The sequence below is a fragment of the Burkholderia sp. Bp9015 genome (genome assembly GCF_003853505.1).
Taxonomy (GTDB): Bacteria; Pseudomonadota; Gammaproteobacteria; order Burkholderiales; family Burkholderiaceae; genus Burkholderia.
The window spans coordinates 1-19,007 of the sequence record NZ_QTPZ01000010.1; the positions used below are offsets into that span (position 1 = coordinate 1).

Genomic DNA, 19,007 nt, shown 5'->3' on the forward strand with positions numbered 1-19,007 from the left:
GAGATCTACACGCTGATGGGCGCGCTCGCGCGCGAGGGCCGGGCGCTGGTGGTCGTCTCGAGCGACCTGCGCGAGCTGATGCTGATCTGCGACCGGATCGGCGTGATGTCGGCCGGCCGCATGACCGCCGTGTTCGAACGCGGCAACTGGACCCAGGATGCGCTGCTGGCCGCGGCGTTCGCCGGCTTCGGCCGCGCAGCGCTGCCGGACGGCGCACGCCATCCGGATGCGGAAAGCGCGCCGCGCGCGGCTTCCGCCTCTTCGACGACAGGACGACAGCAATGACCCAGCCTCCCGTATCCCCGAGCGACGCCGGCGCGCAGCAGGACGTGACCGGGCGCCGCGCGCGCACGCTGTCCGGCACGCGGCTCGGCGTGTCGAACTATCTCGGGCTCGCCGGCGCGCTCGCCGCGATGATCGCGCTGTTCTCGACGCTCAGCTCGCATTTCCTGACCTACGATACGTTCAGCACGATCGCGAACCAGATCCCCGATCTCGTCGTGATGTCGGTCGGGATGACGTTCGTGCTGATCATCGCCGGCATCGACCTGTCGGTCGGCTCGGTGCTCGCGCTGGCCGCGTCGATGGTCAGCGTGGCCGCGCTGAAATGGCATTGGGGGCCGCTGCCCGCCGCGCTGATCGGGATCGCGGTCGCGACCGTGACCGGCTCGCTGACGGGCGCGATCACGGTGGGCTGGCGGATTCCGTCGTTCATCGTGTCGCTCGGCGTGCTCGAGGCCGCGCGCGGTGTCGCGTACCAGCTGACGAATTCGCGCACGGCCTACATCGGCGACGCGTTCGATTTCCTCTCGAACCCGATCGCGCTCGGCATCTCGCCGGCGTTCCTGATCGCGGTCGCGGTGATGATCGCGGCGCAGTTCGTGCTCACGCGCACCGTGTTCGGGCGCTATCTTGTCGGTATCGGCACGAATGAAGAAGCCGTCCGGCTTGCCGGGGTTAACCCGCGGCCGTATAAAATCCTCGTATTCGCACTGATGGGCGCGCTCGCGGGGCTCGCGTCGCTGTTCCAGATCTCGCGGCTCGAGGCCGCCGACCCGAACGCGGGCGTGGGCCTCGAACTGCAGGTGATCGCGGCCGTCGTGATCGGCGGCACGAGCCTGATGGGCGGGCGCGGCTCGGTGATCAGCACGTTCTTCGGCGTGTTGATCATTTCCGTGCTCGCCGCGGGGCTGGCGCAGATCGGCGCGAACGAGCCGACCAAACGGATCATCACCGGGGCGGTGATCGTGGTGGCGGTCGTGCTCGATACGTATCGCAGCCGGCGCGCGCGCGCCCGGTAAAACTACACAGAAAGCAGACCAGAGAGAAACGGGAAATGGCGACGATCAAGGATGTGGCGGCCATGGCGGGCGTGTCGTTTACGACCGTCTCGCACGTGGTGAACAATTCGCGGCCGGTGTCCGCGGATGTGCGTGCGAAGGTCGAAGGCGCGATCCGCGAGCTGAACTACGTGCCATCGGCCGTGGCGCGCTCGCTGAAGGCGCGCTCGACGGCGACCATCGGCCTCGTCGTGCCGAACAGCACGAATCCGTACTTCGCGGAGCTTGCGCGCGGCATCGAGGACCAGTGCGCGGCCAACGGCTATTGCGTGTTCTTCTGCAACTCGGACGACGATCCCGTGAAGCAGCGCAACTACCTGCGCGTGCTGCAGGAAAAGCGCATCGACGGGCTAATCGTCGCGTCGGCCGGCGAGGACGCGGTGCTCGCGCAGACGCTCGCCGACGCGCATGCGCCGCTCGTCGTCGTCGACCGCAACATCGAGGGGCTCGCGGCCGATCTCGTGCAGATCGACCACGAACGCGGCGCCTACCTGGCGACGCGTCATCTGCTCGAACTCGGGCACGCGAAGATCGGCTGCATCACCGGGCCGACCGACACGGCCGTCAGCGCGATGCGCGTGCACGGCTTCATCCGCGCGATGGCCGAGCGCGGGATCGACATCGTGCCGGGCGCGATCGCGGAAAGCGATTTTTCGTGCCTGGGCGGCTATCACGCGGCATCGCGGCTGTTCGAGTCGGTGCACCCGAGCGCGATTTTCGCGGGCAACGACCTGATGGGCGTCGGCGCGCTGCGCGCGGCGGCCGAGCGCGGCATGCGCGTGCCGGACGACTGCTCGATCATCGGCTTCGACGACATCGAATTCTCCCGTTATACCTATCCGGCGCTGTCGACGGTCGGCCAGTCGGTGCGCGCCCTCGGCGAAATGGCCGCGCAGACGCTGATCGAGCGGATCGGCGGCGGCTCGACGGCCGCGCCGAGCCGTCGTCGTGTCGTGTCGCCGCGCCTGGTGCTGCGCGAATCGACGGCGGTCTACCGCGAGCCGGCCGCGCCGGGTGCTCGCCCATGACGGCGCGTGCGGCAGGCGCCGGCCGCGTGACGGTGGTCGGCAGCCTCAACATGGATCTCGTCGTACGGGCGTCGCGGCTGCCATTGCCGGGCGAAACGCTCGCCGGTCACGCGTATGCGCAGGCCGCGGGGGGCAAGGGCGGCAACCAGGCCGTCGCGGCCGCACGGCTCGGCGCGCAGGTCGCGATGATCGGCTGCGTCGGCGCGGATGCGCACGGCAGCACGCTGCGGGCCGGCCTCGAGACCGAAGGCATCGACTGTTCGCGGCTCGCGACGAGCAAGACGGCGTCGACCGGCGTCGCATTGATCGTCGTCGACGACGCCAGCCAGAACACGATCGTGATCGTCGCGGGCGGCAACGGCGAAGTCACGACGGATACGGTGGCGCGGCACGAGGCGGCGCTGGCCGCGACCGACGTGCTGATCTGCCAGCTCGAGACGCCGCCGGACGCCGTGTTCGCTGCGCTGTCGGCCGGGCGGCGGCTCGGCCGCACCGTGGTGCTCAATCCGGCGCCTGCCGTCGCGCCGCTGCCGGACGGCTGGTTGCCGCTGGTCGATTACCTGATCCCGAACGAAGTCGAGGCGGCCGCGCTGACCGGGCTGCCGGTGCGCAATCCGGCCGAGGCGGAAGCCGCGGCGCGTGCGTTGCGGGCAGCCGGCGCGCGCAATGTGCTGATCACGCTTGGCGCGCGCGGCGTGTTCGCGCTGACGGCCGACGGCGCGGCGCGCCACTATCCGGCCCCCGTCGTCAAGGCGGTCGACACGACCGCGGCGGGTGACACCTTCATCGGCGGTTTCGCCGCACGGCTCGCGGCCGGCGCGGACGTCGATGCCGCCATCCGCTTCGCGCAACGCGCGGCGGCGCTGTCGGTCACGCGCGCAGGCGCGCAGCCGTCGATTCCCACGCTCGCCGAACTGGCCGAATAGGGCCCGATCGCGCATCCCGGCCGGCGCGTGCGACAGCAGGCGGCCGGCCATCCTTCCCCACTTGCCTGACCTCGATTGCTTGCCGCGGGCGTTCGCGAAGCGGGCCGGCGATGCTTCGCCCCCATTATTCGGGAATCTGTAATGAACTGGTGAATTGCTGAAAAAATTGATGTGAATACCATCAAGCTGCGCAACATCCGGTCGTAAATACACCTGGGCGAAACACTGTTTCGAAAAACGGGCCTTGCCCGTTCACGACGACGCAATACAGGAAGAATGATGGTGATCGGAAACCTGACGATACGTGCGCGCATCGGTTTGACGATGGCGTTTCTCGCGGTACTGCTGGGCGTGATTGGCGTGCTCGGCGTGTACGGGATGACGCGCTCGAACGATGCGACGCGCGAGATTTTCACGAACCAGATGCCGAGCGCGGTCGACGTGGCCGTTGCCGAAATGTACGCGGCGCGCGAGCGCCTGGCGCTCGATCGCGCCGCGCTGCTGGCGGGCACGCCCGACTCGGCTGCGGCCGTGGAACGCAGCCGCGCGATGCGCACGCAGTCCGACGCGTGGTGGCAAAAATACCTTGCACTGCCGCGCGGCCCGGAGGAAGACCGGCTCGCGCAGGACGTCGCCGCGAAGCGGCAGGCGCTGCAGCGCAGTTGCGACGCGTTCGGAGGGCTGGTCGCGGCGGGCGACCACGACCGGATCGGCGAGGGCGCCAAGCAGCTCTCGACGCTTTATAACGAGCTCTCTGTTGCGGGCGAAGCACTGCGCAATTTCCAGTTCACCGACGGGCAGGCCGGCTTCGACCGCGCGGAATCGTTGTACGAGACGCTGCGCGTGCTGTCGATCGTCCTGCTGGCGGCCGGTCTGGTTGCCGCCGCGTTTTCCTGGCTGACGCTCAGCCGCGCGATCGGCCGTCCGCTCGCGGACGCGCTCGCGCATTTCGACGCGATCGCCGCGGGCGACCTGCGCCGCTCGATCGTCGTGCATCGGCGCGACGAAATGGGCCAGCTCCTGGACGGTCTCGCGAGGATGCAGCGCGGCCTCGTCGACACGGTGCGCACCGTGCGCGGCGGCAGCGAGTCGATCGCGACCGCGGCGCGCCAGATCGCCGCCGGCAACATCGACCTGTCGTCGCGCACGGAAGAGCAGGCGTCCGCGCTGCAGGAAACCGCATCGAGCATGGAACAGCTGACCGGCACCGTGAAGCAGAACGCGGACAATGCGCGGCAGGCAAGCTCGCTGGCAGCGAACGCGTCGGAGATTGCAAACAAGGGCAATACGGTAGTCGGCCAGGTGGTCGGCACGATGGGCGAGATCAACGACAGCTCCGCGAAGATCGCGGACATCATCGCAATCATCGAGGGAATCGCGTTCCAGACCAACATCCTGGCGCTGAACGCGGCGGTCGAAGCCGCGCGCGCCGGCGAGGAAGGCCGCGGCTTCGCGGTCGTCGCGGGCGAGGTGCGCAGTCTTGCGCAGCGTTCGTCGAGCGCGGCCAAGGAGATCAAGATGCTGATCGACGCGTCGGTGGAGCGCATCCGGACGGGGTCGACGCTGGTCGACGAAGCCGGCCGCACGATGAGCGACGTGATCGGTGCGGTGCAGCGCGTGACCGACATCATGGGCGAGATCGCGGCGGCGTCCGAGGAACAGAGCGGCGGCATCGACCAGGTCGCGCGCGCGGTCGCGCAGATGGACGAGGTCACCCAGCAGAACGCCGCGCTCGTCGAGGAAGCGGCGGCCGCCGCGCAATCGCTCGACGAACAGGCCGCGCGCCTGCGCGAGACGGCGTCGGTGTTCCGGATCGACGACGACGCGGCGCAGCCGGCGACCGCTGCCGCCGCACGTCAGGCGCCGCGCGCGGTGCCCGCAGCGGCTGCGGTGCCGGTTTCGCCGCCCGCGCCGGCCGTGGCGCGCAACGATCGTGATGCAGCGCCGAAGCGCGCCGCGCCGGCGCGCAAGCCGGCTGCCGCGGCCGCCGCGCCCGCTCCGGTGGCTGCCGGCGCCGACGACTGGGAAACGTTCTGATTCGCGCGTGACGCGCATCTTTTCGCGGTAACGCTCCCCGGTATCTTTCCCCGTATCTCTCCCCATTTGGCAGCACACGACGCCCGCGACATGCGGGCGTCGTCGTTTCGACCGATGGAATGTGACAGCGCACGTGAAAGTTCGTGCGTCGCCGCGCGCTGCGTGTTCGCATCCGCACTACGGGTATCTCCGGACGATGCGAAAAAAATTTGTAACGGCGCGCGCAGCGTGTCGTCGTAAACGGCCGCTCGAACGTCTAGGGATGAAGGGGGAGTGAAGGGTGCCGCGACGACGACGGAGGTGTCCAACGCACGAGACGTTCCGATGCTCGACGAGACGTCGCGGATGCCGTTTCCGCGACACGGGAGATCGATTGTAAAGCGTCGAAATGCGTTGTCCAAGCGGTGTTGTCGAGAATGACGAACTTCATACGAAGAGTTCGTGAAAAAAAATAAGAAAGGGTTTAGGATGAATTCGAACGCGCTTGCTTCTGCGCAGTCATAGAAGGCAGGCACGTCTTCAGACTCAGGCGAGGGAGGTAGCATGGATATTTACAGCAGCTTCGCGAACCGCTTCGAAAAAACGCGAGAGGAAGAGTTCTCGCTGGAGGAGTACCTCGCGCTCTGCAAGAACGATCCGTCAGCGTACGCCACGGCTGGCGAACGCATGCTGGCTGCAATCGGGGAACCCGAACAAATCGATACCCGCATCGACCCGCGCCTGTCGCGGATCTTCGCGAACAAGGTTATCAAGGTCTATCCCGCGTTCCGCGAATTCTACGGAATGGAGGAAGTGATCGAGCAGGTGGTCGCGTACTTCCGCCACGCTGCGCAAGGGCTCGAAGAGAAGAAGCAGATTCTCTACCTGCTCGGCCCGGTGGGCGGCGGCAAGTCGTCGATCGCCGAGCGGCTGAAGCAGCTGATGGAGCGTGTGCCGTTCTATGCGCTGAAGGGTTCGCCCGTCAACGAATCGCCGCTCGGGCTGTTCGACTACGACGAAGACGGCCCGATCCTCGAAGAGCAGTACGGCATTCCGCGCCGCTACCTGAAGAGCATCCTGAGTCCGTGGGCCGTCAAGCGCCTGCACGAATACAACGGCGATATCCGCCAGTTCCGCGTGGTACGCCGCTTTCCGTCGATCCTGCGGCAGATCGGCATCGCGAAGACGGAACCTGGCGACGAGAACAACCAGGACATCTCGTCGCTCGTCGGCAAGGTCGACATCCGCAAGCTTGAACAGTACGCGCAGGACGACGCCGATGCGTACAGCTACTCGGGCGGCCTGTGCCTGGCGAACCAGGGCCTGCTCGAATTCGTCGAAATGTTCAAGGCGCCGATCAAGGTGCTGCACCCGTTGCTGACCGCGACGCAGGAAGGCAACTTCAAGGGCACCGAAGGATTCGGCGCGATTCCGTTCGACGGCGTGATCCTCGCGCACTCGAACGAGTCGGAGTGGAAGGCCTTCCGCAACAACCGCAACAACGAGGCACTGCTCGACCGGATCTTCGTCGTGAAGGTGCCGTATTGCCTGCGCGTGTCGGAAGAGATCAAGATCTACGAGAAGCTGATTCGCAACTCGTCGCTGGCCGAGGCCGTGTGCGCGCCGGGCACGCTGAAGATGATGTCGCAGTTCTCGGTGCTGTCGCGCCTGCATGAGCCGGAGAATTCGAGCCTGTTCTCGAAGATGCAGGTGTACGACGGCGAAAACCTGAAGGACACCGATCCGAAAGCGAAGTCGTACCAGGAGTATCGCGACTATGCGGGCGTGGACGAAGGGATGACCGGCGTGTCGACGCGCTTCGCGTTCAAGATCCTGTCGCGCGTGTTCAACTTCGACTCGAGTGAGGTCGCGGCCAACCCCGTGCACCTGATGTACGTGCTCGAACAGCAGATCGAACGCGAGCAGTTCCCGCCGGAGACCGAGCAGAAGTACCTGTCGTTCGTGAAGGACGTACTCGCGTCGCGCTACGCGGAGTTCATCGGCAAGGAGATCCAGACGGCTTACCTCGAGTCGTATTCGGAGTACGGGCAGAACATCTTCGACCGCTACGTCACGTATGCGGACTTCTGGATCCAGGACCAGGAATTCCGCGATCACGACACGGGCGAGAGCTTCGACCGCGCCGCGCTGAATGCGGAGCTGGAGAAGATCGAGAAGCCGGCCGGGATCAGCAATCCGAAGGATTTCCGCAACGAGATCGTGAACTTCGTGTTGCGTGCACGGGCGGCGAACGCCGGGAAGAACCCCGTGTGGACGAGCTACGAGAAGTTGCGCGTCGTGATCGAGAAGAAGATGTTCTCGAATACCGAGGAACTGTTGCCGGTGATTTCGTTCAACGCCAAGGGTTCGGCGGAGGAGCAGCGCAAGCATGAGGACTTTGTGAACCGGATGGTCGCGAAGGGCTATACGCCGAAGCAGGTGAGGCTGCTTTGCGACTGGTACCTGCGCGTGCGCAAGTCGTCATGACGCGCGCGGTACCGCGCCCGTGCGGCGAGTCCGTACGGGCGCTTTCAGAGGCGCCGCCCGCATGACGGCAGACGGCATGCGCGGCGAGTGCCCCGGCAGATCGACTTTCGAGCGGGAGACCGGGAGTGCTTCATCAAATCATCGACCGCAGGCTGGCCGGCAAGAACAAGAGCATCGCCAACCGCGAACGCTTTCTGCGTCGCGTCAAGAACTACATTCGTCGTGCCGTGTCCGACGCGGTGCGCGACCGTAGCATCAAGGATATCCAGAGCACGCAAAGCATCACGATTCCGCGCAAGGACATCGCCGAGCCGAATTTCCGGCACGCGCCGGGCGGGCGTCGCGAATACGTGCACCCGGGCAACGAGGACTACGTGCGCGGCGACAAGATTCCGCGTCCGCAGGGCGGCTCGGGCGGCGGCGGCAGTCAGGCGAGCAACGAAGGCGAAGGGCAGGACGACTTCGTGTTCGAGCTGTCCCGCGACGAATTCATGCAGTACTTCTTCGACGACCTCGAACTGCCGCGCCTCGTGAAGACGCACCTGCTGACGGTGCCGAGCTGGAAGAACGTGCGCGCGGGCTGGTCGGCGGAAGGCACGCCGAACAACATCGACGTCGTGCGCTCGCTGCGCAGCGCGCTCGGGCGACGCATCGCGCTCGGTTCGCCGCTCGTCAACGAGCTGCGCGAACTCGAAGCGCGGCTCGAGGTGATGAAGCTCGATCCGGAAGACCGTCGCGAGGATATCGCGACGCTCGAGGCCGAGATCCATCATCTGAAGGGGCGCATCTGGCGGATCCCGTTCATCGATCCGTTCGACCTGCGCTACATCAACCGCGTGAAGCAGCCGCAACCGTCGAGCCAGGCCGTGATGTTCTGCCTGATGGACGTGTCGGGCTCGATGGACGAGCAGCGCAAGGATCTCGCGAAACGCTTCTTCATCCTGCTGTACCTGTTCCTGAAGCGCAACTACGAGCGCATCGAGGTCGTGTTCATCCGTCACCACACGCGCGCCGAGGAGGTCGACGAGGACACCTTCTTCCATTCGACCGAAAGCGGCGGCACCGTCGTGTCGAGCGCGCTCGAACTGATGCGCAAGGTGATGAACGAGCGCTACTCGCCGACCGAGTGGAACATCTACGGCGCGCAGGCGTCCGACGGCGACAACTGGACTGACGATTCGCCGAAGTGTCGCAAAATCCTGGAAGAGGATATCCTCACCAAGACGCGTTACTTCGCGTATATCCAGGTCGCCCCGGAAGAGCAGAACCTGTGGCTGGAGTACGCACAGCTGGCGCTGTCGCAACCGCACCTCGCGATGAAGAAAGTCGAATCGGCTGCCGATATTTACCCGGTGTTTCGCGAATTGTTCGAAAAGCAGGTGGAAATGTCATGACGACCCGCCATCTGCACAACGAGTCGCGCGGCTACGCGCCGCGCCCTTCCGGCGACGACACGGCCGGCCCTGCCGCATCGCAGCAAAGCGGCCGGACCGAACCGGCGGCGCCGGCCGCCGACTTGCCCGGTGCCGGGCAGAAGGAAGCGCGTATGAACGTTGCCGAACGCAAGCCGCTGCCGTGCCCGTCCGACTGGACGTTCGAGCTGCTCGAGGAATACGACACGCACATCTCGCAGGTCGCCGAGCAGTACGAGCTCGACATCTATCCGATCCAGCTCGAGCTGATCAGCGCCGAGCAGATGATGGATGCGTACGCGTCGGTCGGGATGCCGGTCAACTATCGCCACTGGTCGTTCGGCAAGCACTTCCTCGCGACCGAGAAAAGCTATCGCCGCGGCCAGATGGGCCTCGCGTACGAAATCGTCATCAACTCGAATCCCTGCATCGCGTATCTGATGGAAGAGAACACGATGACGATGCAGGCGCTCGTCATCGCGCACGCGGCGTACGGGCACAACTCCTTCTTCAAGGGCAACTACCTGTTCCGGCTGTGGACCGACGCGCACGCGATCATCGACTATCTCGTGTACGCGAAGAACTACGTCGCCGAATGCGAGGAGCGCTACGGCCTCGATCGCGTCGAGGAACTGCTCGATTCGTGCCATGCGCTGATGAACTACGGCGTCGACCGCTATAAGCGGCCGCAGAAGCCGTCGTTGTCGAAGGAGGCCGCGCTGCGGCGCGAGCGCGAGGCGTATCTGCAGTCGCAGGTCAACGAGCTATGGCGCACGCTGCCGGGCAAGAAGCCCGAGCAGATGGAGGAGCAGGAAGGCCGCTATCCGCCTGAGCCGCAGGAGAACCTGCTGTATTTCGCGGAGAAGAACGCGCCGCTGCTCGAGCCGTGGGAGCGGGAAGTGATCCGCATCGTGCGCAAGATCGGCCAGTACTTCTATCCGCAGCGGCAGACGCAGGTGATGAACGAAGGCTGGGCGACGTTCTGGCACTACACGCTGCTGAATACGCTGTACAACCAGGGCAAGCTGGAAGACGGCTTCATGATGGAGTTCCTGCACTCGCACAGCAACGTGGTCTACCAGCCGCCCGTCACGAAGCCGTACTACAGCGGGATCAACCCGTATGCGCTCGGCTTCTCGATGATGAGCGACATCCGCCGGATCTGCGAGGCGCCGACGGAAGAGGACTACAAGTGGTTTCCGGAGATCGCGGGCACCCCGTGGCTGCCGGCGATGCACTACGCGATGCGCAACTTCAAGGACGAGAGCTTCATCGCGCAGTACCTGTCGCCGAACCTGATCCGCGAGATGCGGCTGTTCTCGGTGCTCGACGACGACATGCGCGATTCGCTCGAGGTGTCGGCGATCCACGACGAGTCCGGCTACCAGTACGTGCGGCAGGCGTTGTCGCGGCAGTACGACATCCATCACCGCGAGCCGAACATCCAGGTGTGGGCCGTGAACACGCGCGGCGACCGCAGCCTCACGCTGCGCCATTTCATGACCGACAACCGCCATCTGTCGAACGACAGCGAGGAAGTGCTCAAGCACATGGCGCGGCTCTGGCAGTTCGACGTGTTCCTGGAAAGCGTCGACGAGGCCGGGACCGTGCGCAAGCGCTACGAGTGCCGCTACGTGCCGCCGGAGGTGCGCGTCTGACGATCGCCCGAGAGCAGTTTGCATCGGACGCCAGCCTGAGGGCTGGCGTTTTCATATGACGAACGCGTACCGGGAGAAAAATTTTCTACATCCGGACGAACCCGGAAAGCCCGTTACTTTACATTTCGCTAAAATCCCGTAGCGCCGTGCCGCCGGAACCGGTGCCACGTGCGACCGTACGCGACGGCCCGCGAGCCGTCTCGCCCAGAAAGCACTAAAAGGAACAGACCAACCCATGGACGTCCAGACCGACCAAGCTGCGCTGTCCGCGCATGACACCCGGCGGCGCGTGTTCGCCATCGTCGGCGCCTCGTCGGGCAACCTCGTCGAGTGGTTCGACTTCTACATCTACTCGTTCTGCGCGCTGTACTTCGCACCGGCGTTCTTCCCGAGCGGCAACACGACCACGCAGCTGCTGAACACGGCCGGCGTGTTCGCGGCCGGCTTCCTGATGCGTCCGATCGGCGGCTGGCTGTTCGGCCGCATCGCCGACCGTCACGGCCGTCGCACGGCGATGATGATCTCGGTGCTGATGATGTGCGGCGGCTCGCTCGTGATCGCGGTGCTGCCGACCTATGCGCAGATCGGCGCGCTGGCGCCGGCGCTGCTGCTGGTCGCGCGCCTGTTCCAGGGGCTGTCGGTGGGCGGCGAATACGGGACGAGCGCAACCTACATGAGCGAAGTCGCGCTGAAGGGGCGGCGCGGTTTCTTCGCGTCGTTCCAGTACGTGACGCTGATCGGCGGCCAGCTGTGCGCGCTGCTGGTACTCGTGATCCTGCAGCAGGCGCTGTCGAACGACGAGCTGAAGGCGTGGGGCTGGCGCATTCCGTTCGTCTGCGGGGCGGCGGCCGCGCTGATCTCGCTGTACCTGCGCAAATCGCTCGACGAGACGTCGACGAGCGCATCGCGTGACAAGAAGGACGCGGGCACGATCCGCGGCGTGTGGCAGCACAAGGGCGCCTTCTTCACGGTGGTCGGCTTCACGGCCGGCGGCTCGCTGATCTTCTACACCTTCACGACGTACATGCAGAAGTACCTCGTGAATACGGCCGGCATGCATGCGAAGACGGCCAGCAACGTGATGACCGTCGCGCTGCTCGTCTACATGCTGATCCAGCCGGTGTTCGGCGCGCTGTCCGACAAGATCGGCCGCCGCACGTCGATGATCCTGTTCGGCACGTTCGCGGTGATCGGCACGGTGCCGCTGATGCACGCGCTGAAGACCGTCACGAGCCCGACGGCCGCGTTCGTGCTGATCACGATCGCGCTGGCGATCGTCAGCTTCTACACGTCGATCAGCGGCCTCATCAAGGCCGAGATGTTCCCGCCGGAAGTGCGCGCGATGGGCGTCGGCCTGTCGTATGCGGTCGCGAACGCGATCTTCGGCGGTTCGGCCGAGTACGTCGCGCTGTGGTTCAAGTCGATCGGCAGCGAGGAAACCTTCTACTGGTACGTGACGGTGCTGTGCGCGATCTCGCTGATCGTGTCGTGGCGGATGCGCGATCCGAGCAAGGAAGGGTACCTGCGTCACGAACCGTGATCGGCAGGGCAGCCCGCCGGGCTGCCCGCATCGACCGGCAACGTGCAACGGGACGGCGCTCCGCCATGCAGGCGGAGCGCCGTTTTTTTATGCGTGACGTTTTCGCATGGGCGCGTGCAAGCTCATCGCGGGGCGCACGATATCGATATCGGAATCGCTTCGTTGTCCGCAGCGGACGATGCGCTTATTCTGAACGCGTAGTTCGTGTGACACCTCCTTGACTGGGATTCGCGCCCGCTGCGTGCAGCGGGCGTTTTTTTGTGCGCATGCGCCGCATGCAGCCGCTGCAAGCCTCATCACGAAACCCGCAGAGCAAAGCACCATTTGTTGGTTCGGAATCGCCGCACGCGCTGATACGTTAGCGGCTTCGCGACGACACACAGCGTCGCGATGTTCCTCGAACCGGCCGCCGCGCGATCCGCGCCGGCCTTCATAACAAATCAGGTCGTGCTCATGAAACTCCACACTCTCGCTACGTGGCTCGTCGGGGCCGCACTCGTCGCGGCCGGCACGGTCGCGCACGCGGACCGCCTCGACGACATCAGGAAGGCCGGCGTGCTGCGCGTCGCGACCTTCGACAGCAATCCGCCGTTCGGCTATGTCGACGGCAAGAGCAATCACATCGTCGGCCTCGACGTCGACTATGCGAAGGCGCTGGCCGACAAGCTCGGCGTGAAGCTGCAGCTGCAGCCGACCAATCCCGCGAACCGCATTCCGTTCCTGACCTCCGGCAAGGTCGACCTGGTGCTCGCGAACTTCACGATCACCGACGAGCGCGCGAAGCAGGTCGACTTCAGCATCCCTTATTTCTCGTCGGGCCAGCAGTTTCTCGCGAAGAAGGGCGTGCTGAAATCGGCCGACCAGCTGAACGGCTTGCGCGTCGGCGCGGACAAGGGCACGACGAACGAGATCACGCTGCGCGAGAAATTCCCGAAGGCGACGATCGTCGCGTACGACGACACGCCGTTCGCATTCGCCGCGCTGCGCGCCGGCAACGTGCAGGCGATCACGCAGGACGGGCCGAAGCTGATCGGCCTGCTCGCGAACGTGCCCGACAAGCAGAACTACGAGATCCCGGCATTCACGATCTCCAACGACTACATGGGCGTCGGCGTGCCGAAGGGCGAGACGCGCCTGCTCGGCTTCGTCAACGACACGCTCAAGGGGCTCGAGGCGAATGGCCGCGCGGGCCAGATCTACGACGCGTGGTTCGGTCCGACGACGAAGACGCCGCTCACGCGCATCTTCCGCATCGGCGACAAGACCTGAGTCGCATGCAGGACGCGCCGCGCTCCGCCATCGGTCGTGCCGGTGCGCGGGGATCGCGGCGTTTTTCGTTTCTCCTGATCGCTTGCTTCGCGCCCGCACCACCATGCTCGGCTTGGCTCCCAAATATCTGTCCTGGCTCTGGCAGGGCTTCCTGCTGACGCTCGGCCTCGCGGCCGCGTCGGCGCTCGCCGCGACGGTCGGCGGACTGCTGCTCGCCGTCATGCGGCATGCGCGCGGAACGGCGCCGCGCACGCTCGCGGCCGGCTATGTCGTCGCGTTCCGCAACACGCCGTTGCTCGTGCAGTTGCTGTTCTGGTATTTCGGCGTCGCGTCGTTGCTGCCCGACACATGGGTCGCATGGCTGAACGCGCGCCATCAGCTGAGCGCGGGCCCGTTCACGCTCGCATGGCCGTCGTTCGAGTTCGTCGCGGGCTGGTTCGGGTTGAGCGCGTACACGGCCGCGTTCGTCGCCGAGGAATGCGAAGCCGGGCTGCGCGGCGTGCGCCGTGCGCAGCATGATGCGGCCGCGGCGCTCGGCCTCACGCCGATGCAGTCGCTGCGCTACGTCGTGCTGCCGCAGGCCGTGCGCATCGCGCTGCCGCCGTTGTTCGGCCAATACATGAATCTCGTGAAGAACTCGTCGCTCGCGATGGCGATCGGTGTCGCCGAGCTGTCGTACGCGTCGCGGCAGGTCGAGACGGAGACGTTCAAGACCTTTGCCGCCTTCGGTGTCGCGACCGTGCTGTACGTCGCCGCGGTGGCCGCGATCGAGGCCGGTGCCTACGCGGCCACGCAATGGCGCGACCGGCTCGGGGCGGGGCGTTGACGATGGATCTCTCGCTGCTGCTCGACAACCTGCCGTACCTGCTCGTCGGCGCATTCCCGGATGGCCCGCTCGGCGGCGCCGCGCTGTCGCTCGTGCTGGCGATCGCGTCGGCCATCGCATCGGCGGTGCTGGGCGTGGCGCTCGGTGTCGCGATGGCGCTCGCGCGCGGCCCGCTGCGCGTGCTGCTGCTCGCGTTCATCGGCTTCTTTCGCGCGATTCCGGTGCTGATGCTGATCTTCTGGACGTACTTCCTGATGCCGATGCTGCTGCACATGGACGTGCCGGGGCTCGCGACGGTCGTGTGCGCGCTGGCGCTGATCGGCGGCGCGTATCTCGCGCATGCGGTGCATGCGGGCATCGTCGCGGCCGGCGACGGGCAGTGGCAGGCGGGGCTGTCGCTCGGGCTCACGCGCTGGCAGACCGTGCGCTACGTGCTGCTGCCGCAGGCGATCCGGATCATGACGCCGTCGTTCGTCAACCAGTGGGTCGCGCTCGTGAAGGACACGTCGCTCGCGTATATCGTCGGCGTGCCGGAACTGTCGTTCGTCGCGACGCAGGTGAACAACCGGCTGATGGTGTATCCGGCGCCGATCTTCCTGTTCGTCGCGGCGATTTATCTGGTGCTGTGCACGTCGCTCGACGGTGCGGCGCGCTGGTTGCTGTCGCGTCGTCCTCGCGCGGAGCGCATCGCGCGGGCTGCGGCTGAACGCACGGAACAGGTGCGGTGACGGCGTGCGCGCCGCGTGCGATGCATGCGGCGCGTTTCCGGTGATGAAGGTGAGAGCGTGCGGCTATCCGCAGCGGGCCGCGTCGTCGCCGAGCGAGCGGCGACGGGCGTGAAGGTGCTTCAGAACTTCGGTGCTTGAGAACTTCAGCACTTCAGCGCGTCAGCGTCAGGACGCGCTGTAGTGCGTATCGAACACCGAACGCAGCGTCGACGGACCGGTCGCGAAATCGCCCCACAGCGGGCCGTCGCTCTGCGCGAATGCAAACGGCGTCGTACTGATCGACGCGAGGCGGAAGCGCCATTGCGCCGCTTCCTGGCGGAACGCGGTGAGCTGCATGTCGGACAGCCCCGTCTGCGCGCTCGCGAGCGTGACGAGCGGATCGACCGGGTCGTTCGCGACGCGCACTTCGAAATGCAGGTGCGGACCGGTGGCCGCGCCGGTCATCCCGACCGAGCCGATGCGCTGGCCCTGCTTGACGGTTTCGCCGGTCTTCAGCCCGCGCGCGAACGCGGACAAATGCGCGTAGTAGGTCGAATAACCGTCGGCGTGATCGACGATCACGTAGTGGCCGTAGCCGCCCGGATCGGTTCCGACGAACGACACGATGCCGTCGGCCGCCGCATTGACGGGCGTGCCGGACGGTGCGGCGAGGTCGACGCCGGTATGGAATGCCATCGCCTGCGACAGCGGGTGGACGCGCTCGCCGAAGAACGAGCTGATGCGCGTCCACTTGACCGGCATCGTGAACGCGGCCGCTTCGAGCGGCGCGCCGTCGAGCGTGTAGTACGCGCCGTGGTCGGCGCCCGGCGCGCGGAACCAGATCGCCCCGAACGTGCGGCCCGCGACGCGCAGCTCGAGCGCGGTGAGGTGCGGCGTGCCGTTGTTGGTGTCGTACGCGATGCGGTAGTAGTCGCCGCGCTGCGCGCCAGCGCGCAGCGCGACCTTGCCGGTGACGAGATCGCCGAGCTGGATGCGCACTTCGGGCGGCACGTCGAGACGGTTCAGCGTATCGGACAGCGTGAGTTCGATGTCGCCCGCGCGCATTCCGTGCTGCTGCTCGGGCGGCGCGAGCTGGAACAGGCTCGTATAGCCGAGCATGTCGTTGCGGTGCGCGCTGAGCGGCGCGAACAGGCCCGGCTGCAGGTTGCGGTCGGGGCGTTCGTCGCGTTCGTTGCGCTCGCCGATCGTGCGCGCGAGTTCGCTCGTCACGAAATGCTGCGCGGTGGGAAACGGCGTGTCGGACAGCACGCGCTGCGGCAGCGCGGCCGTGCCCGAGTCGACGGCGCCCGGCAGTTGCGAGACGGCCGGCAGCGCGGCGGCGAGACCGAAGGCGGCGAGGGCGCCGAGCACGGCGGCCGGCACGAGCGCGCGCACGAGGCGCTGCGCGCGCCCGGGCGCGAAAGCATCAGGAATTGCGGCAGGCTTGACCAAAGGTGTCCACATCCAGGAAAAGCGGTTCAAAGAGGTGTGGGCGGGAACCATCGGCGGCAGATCCGTCGGGTGACGACGGGGCGGGCGACGGGCGTGCAACAAAACAGGCCCCGCCAGGGGCCTGTGTCGTTTCCGTTCGACCCAACTCGCGGGCAGGCCCGCTTCGAACGGCGGCGTGACCTTTCCGGGTCGAACCCGGTTTATCACGAAGACGCTAAAGAAAGATGACAGCGTCAGTCTACCGATGTTCCGCGAAACGTTAAAAATTTTAAAGAGGGTCGGCTCATTCGTTTCGCACTGCGGTAAATCGGGTTAAATCAGCATTTATTGCGCGGCTTTTCGTCAGACAGGAAATTTTTGCGCGCGCACGCGCAGCGCGGCGGATGTCCTGACCGCGTCGAAGCCGGCGTCGAGCATCGCTTCCGCGTCGTTCCACAGATTGCCGCGCAAGCGGTTGGTCCAGATCATCGATGCGAACACGCCTTCGAGCAGCGACACGAGATGGACGGCCGCGAGATGCACGTCGAGATCGGCGGCCAGTTCGCCGGCCGCGATCGCGCGGCGCAGCAGCGCCTTGGTGATGCGCAGCATCTGCAGCTCGAGCAGCATGCGGCGGCGCTGCAACGCGCCGTTCTCCTCGCTCTGCTCGCATTTCGTATAGAGGATCACGAGCACGCGCTGCATCGCGCCCGGCTCGCCGCATTGCCGCAGGTAATGCGATGCCGCGCGGCGCAGCGTGGCGAACGCGGGCAGGCTGTCGACCGCGTCGAACCCTTCCGACGTACGCGCGAATGCGCGGTCGCACATCGCGAGACACACTTCCATCTTGTTGCGGTAATGGCCGTACACGGCGCCCCGCGACATTCCGGCGGCCTCGGCGAGGTCCGCCATCGCGGTTTGCGCGACGCCTTTTTCGAGCAGCACGCGCTCGGCGGCGTCGAGGATCCGGTGCTTGATGGCGAGCGATTCTTCCCGGGTCTTGCGGGCCATGTCGTGAATTTCCTTACAGTTCGCTGTCGTTTTATTGAGACAGTATGGCGGCCGGATGACGACCGCCTGTATTTAATCAGTCGTGACTGATTATAATCGGCCACCCTGAGCCGCCGCATTGTATCGGCGGCGAACGATCCGAGGTCAGCACATGAATAACAAACGCTCCCTGGGGCGCCGCCTGCGGCTGGCGTCGTTCGCGCTCGCGGCCGTGCTGGCCGCGACCGGCTGCGGAAAGGGCGAACGGGACAAGGCGCCGGAGGCCATCCAGAACGCGACGGTCGTGACGGTGCGTCCGACGGCCGTGCCGATGACCGTCGAATTGCCGGGCCGGCTCGACGCATATCGGCAGGCGGAAGTGCGCGCGCGGGTCGCGGGCATCGTCACCGCGCGGACTTACGAGGAAGGCCAGGAAGTGGAGCAGGGCGCGGTGCTGTTCCGCATCGACCCCGCACCGCTGAAGGCCGCGCGCGACGCAGCGAGAGGGGCGCTCGCGAAGGCGCAGGCCGCCGCGCTCGCGGCGAGCGACAAGCGCCGCCGTTACGACGACCTGGTGCGCGACCGCGCGGTCAGCGAGCGCGATCACACCGAGGCCGTCGCGGGCGACACGCAGGCGAAGGCCGACGTCGCGTCCGCGCAGGCCGAGCTCGCCCGCGCGCAACTGCAGCTCGACTATGCGACCGTCACCGCGCCGATTTCCGGCCGCGCCCGGCGCGCGCTCGTGACCGAAGGCGCGCTCGTCGGCCAGGACCAGGCGACGCCGCTCACGACCGTCGAGCAGCTCGACCCGATCTACGTGAATTTCTCGCAGCCGGCGGCCGACGTCGACGCACTGCGCCGCGCGGTGAAGAGCGGGCGCGCGACGGGCATCGCGCAGCACGACGTCACGGTGACGCTGCTGCGCGCCGACGGCACCGCGTATCCGCTGAAGGGCAAGCTGCTGTTCAGCGATCTCGCGGTCGATCCGACCACCGATACCGTCGCGATGCGCGCGCTGTTCCCGAATCCCGAGCGCGAACTGCTGCCGGGCGCGTATGTGCGGATCGCGCTCGACGCGGCCGTCGACCAGCGCGCGATCCTCGTGCCGCGCGATGCGCTGCTGCGCACGGCCGATCGCACATCGGTGCGCGTGGTCGACGAGAACGGCAAGGTGAAGGACGTCGAAGTCGCCGCCGACCGGATGAGCGGCCGCGACTGGCGCATCACGCGCGGTCTCGCGGGCGGCGAGCGCGTGATCGTCGACAACGCCGCGCAGTTCGCGCCGGATACCACCGTCAAGCCCGTCGAGCAGGCCTCGCCGACGAAGGCCTCGTCGACGAAGGCCGCATCACCGGCGGCCGCCCGTCAAACCTGACC

General features: G+C 66.4%; 14 protein-coding genes and 1 pseudogene. 13 read left to right on the forward strand and 2 right to left on the reverse strand.

Annotated elements, in window-relative coordinates:
* From DIE12_RS12885 to DIE12_RS12945, 12 genes and pseudogenes are all read left to right on the forward strand, one after another.
* A pseudogene (locus DIE12_RS12885) lies at window positions 1-285 on the forward strand (sugar ABC transporter ATP-binding protein); the annotation flags it as partial.
* Window positions 282-1,301 carry an ABC transporter permease gene (locus DIE12_RS12890; RefSeq protein ID WP_044843602.1) on the forward strand — a complete coding sequence of 340 codons (1,020 nt, stop codon included), beginning with the start codon at window positions 282-284 and terminating at the stop codon, window positions 1,299-1,301. The pseudogene DIE12_RS12885 and the gene DIE12_RS12890, both read left to right, overlap by 4 nt.
* A 35-nt stretch (window positions 1,302-1,336) precedes the next feature.
* The gene (locus DIE12_RS12895) at window positions 1,337-2,368 is read left to right on the forward strand and encodes a LacI family DNA-binding transcriptional regulator (RefSeq protein ID WP_044843601.1); all 1,032 of its coding nucleotides are present in this window, start codon (window positions 1,337-1,339) and stop codon (window positions 2,366-2,368) included.
* On the forward strand, window positions 2,365-3,294 hold the full coding sequence (gene rbsK, locus DIE12_RS12900; RefSeq protein WP_124522209.1) for a ribokinase: 930 nt from the start codon (window positions 2,365-2,367) through the stop codon (window positions 3,292-3,294). The genes DIE12_RS12895 and rbsK overlap by 4 nt, the downstream gene beginning before the upstream one ends.
* 279 nt (window positions 3,295-3,573) lie before the next feature.
* Entirely contained in the window at window positions 3,574-5,331 is a 1,758-nt protein-coding gene (locus tag DIE12_RS12905) for a methyl-accepting chemotaxis protein (protein ID WP_124522273.1), read from the forward strand.
* A gap of 543 nt (window positions 5,332-5,874) precedes the next feature.
* Window positions 5,875-7,797, forward strand: coding sequence for a PrkA family serine protein kinase (locus DIE12_RS12915; protein ID WP_044843599.1), 1,923 nt, complete (start codon window positions 5,875-5,877; stop codon window positions 7,795-7,797).
* Between the two features lie 125 nt (window positions 7,798-7,922).
* On the forward strand, window positions 7,923-9,191 hold the full coding sequence (locus DIE12_RS12920; RefSeq protein ID WP_044843598.1) for a YeaH/YhbH family protein: 1,269 nt from the start codon (window positions 7,923-7,925) through the stop codon (window positions 9,189-9,191).
* Window positions 9,188-10,867 (forward strand): SpoVR family protein, encoded by a 1,680-nt coding sequence (locus DIE12_RS12925; protein WP_044843597.1) that lies wholly within the window; start codon window positions 9,188-9,190, stop codon window positions 10,865-10,867. Before DIE12_RS12920 ends, DIE12_RS12925 begins: the two co-directional genes overlap by 4 nt.
* A gap of 235 nt (window positions 10,868-11,102) precedes the next feature.
* Window positions 11,103-12,407, forward strand: a complete 1,305-nt coding sequence (locus DIE12_RS12930; RefSeq protein WP_124485536.1) for an MFS family transporter — start codon at window positions 11,103-11,105, stop codon at window positions 12,405-12,407.
* A gap of 453 nt (window positions 12,408-12,860) precedes the next feature.
* Window positions 12,861-13,676 carry an ABC transporter substrate-binding protein gene (locus tag DIE12_RS12935; RefSeq protein WP_124522207.1) on the forward strand — a complete coding sequence of 272 codons (816 nt, stop codon included), beginning with the start codon at window positions 12,861-12,863 and terminating at the stop codon, window positions 13,674-13,676.
* 103 nt (window positions 13,677-13,779) lie between these two features.
* The gene (locus DIE12_RS12940; protein WP_124522206.1) at window positions 13,780-14,502 is read left to right on the forward strand and encodes an amino acid ABC transporter permease; all 723 of its coding nucleotides are present in this window, start codon (window positions 13,780-13,782) and stop codon (window positions 14,500-14,502) included.
* Window positions 14,503-14,504: 2 nt separating this feature from the next.
* On the forward strand, window positions 14,505-15,230 hold the full coding sequence (locus tag DIE12_RS12945; RefSeq protein WP_124485533.1) for an amino acid ABC transporter permease: 726 nt from the start codon (window positions 14,505-14,507) through the stop codon (window positions 15,228-15,230).
* Between the two features lie 165 nt (window positions 15,231-15,395).
* Here the strand turns inward: DIE12_RS12945 and DIE12_RS12950 are convergent, their stop codons facing one another.
* Both DIE12_RS12950 and DIE12_RS12955 read right to left on the reverse strand, forming a co-directional pair.
* Window positions 15,396-16,673: a M23 family metallopeptidase gene (locus DIE12_RS12950; RefSeq protein ID WP_124485532.1), complete on the reverse strand. Its 1,278-nt coding sequence runs from the start codon at window positions 16,671-16,673 to the stop codon at window positions 15,396-15,398.
* Window positions 16,674-17,003: 330 nt separating this feature from the next.
* On the reverse strand, window positions 17,004-17,651 hold the full coding sequence (locus DIE12_RS12955; RefSeq protein WP_124522204.1) for a TetR family transcriptional regulator: 648 nt from the start codon (window positions 17,649-17,651) through the stop codon (window positions 17,004-17,006).
* 151 nt (window positions 17,652-17,802) lie between these two features.
* Between DIE12_RS12955 and DIE12_RS12960 the strand changes: the two genes are divergently transcribed.
* Window positions 17,803-19,005 carry a MexX/AxyX family multidrug efflux RND transporter periplasmic adaptor subunit gene (locus tag DIE12_RS12960; protein WP_124522202.1) on the forward strand — a complete coding sequence of 401 codons (1,203 nt, stop codon included), beginning with the start codon at window positions 17,803-17,805 and terminating at the stop codon, window positions 19,003-19,005.
* The last annotated feature ends 2 nt before the right edge of the window (window positions 19,006-19,007 follow it).

Bases quoted from the DNA above. Each gene is read 5' to 3' on its own strand.
- DIE12_RS12890 (WP_044843602.1), top strand. From the start codon at position 282: ATGACCCAGCCTCCCGTATCCCCGAGCGACGCCGGCGCGCAGCAGGAC.
- DIE12_RS12915 (WP_044843599.1), top strand. From the start codon at position 5,875: ATGGATATTTACAGCAGCTTCGCGAACCGCTTCGAAAAAACGCGAGAG.
- DIE12_RS12930 (WP_124485536.1), top strand. From the start codon at position 11,103: ATGGACGTCCAGACCGACCAAGCTGCGCTGTCCGCGCATGACACCCGG.
- DIE12_RS12895 (WP_044843601.1), top strand. From the start codon at position 1,337: ATGGCGACGATCAAGGATGTGGCGGCCATGGCGGGCGTGTCGTTTACG.
- DIE12_RS12950 (WP_124485532.1), bottom strand. From the start codon at position 16,673: ATGTGGACACCTTTGGTCAAGCCTGCCGCAATTCCTGATGCTTTCGCG.
- DIE12_RS12940 (WP_124522206.1), top strand. From the start codon at position 13,780: ATGCTCGGCTTGGCTCCCAAATATCTGTCCTGGCTCTGGCAGGGCTTC.
- DIE12_RS12960 (WP_124522202.1), top strand. From the start codon at position 17,803: ATGAATAACAAACGCTCCCTGGGGCGCCGCCTGCGGCTGGCGTCGTTC.
- DIE12_RS12945 (WP_124485533.1), top strand. From the start codon at position 14,505: ATGGATCTCTCGCTGCTGCTCGACAACCTGCCGTACCTGCTCGTCGGC.
- DIE12_RS12935 (WP_124522207.1), top strand. From the start codon at position 12,861: ATGAAACTCCACACTCTCGCTACGTGGCTCGTCGGGGCCGCACTCGTC.
- rbsK (WP_124522209.1), top strand. From the start codon at position 2,365: ATGACGGCGCGTGCGGCAGGCGCCGGCCGCGTGACGGTGGTCGGCAGC.
- DIE12_RS12925 (WP_044843597.1), top strand. From the start codon at position 9,188: ATGACGACCCGCCATCTGCACAACGAGTCGCGCGGCTACGCGCCGCGC.
- DIE12_RS12955 (WP_124522204.1), bottom strand. From the start codon at position 17,651: ATGGCCCGCAAGACCCGGGAAGAATCGCTCGCCATCAAGCACCGGATC.
- DIE12_RS12905 (WP_124522273.1), top strand. From the start codon at position 3,574: ATGGTGATCGGAAACCTGACGATACGTGCGCGCATCGGTTTGACGATG.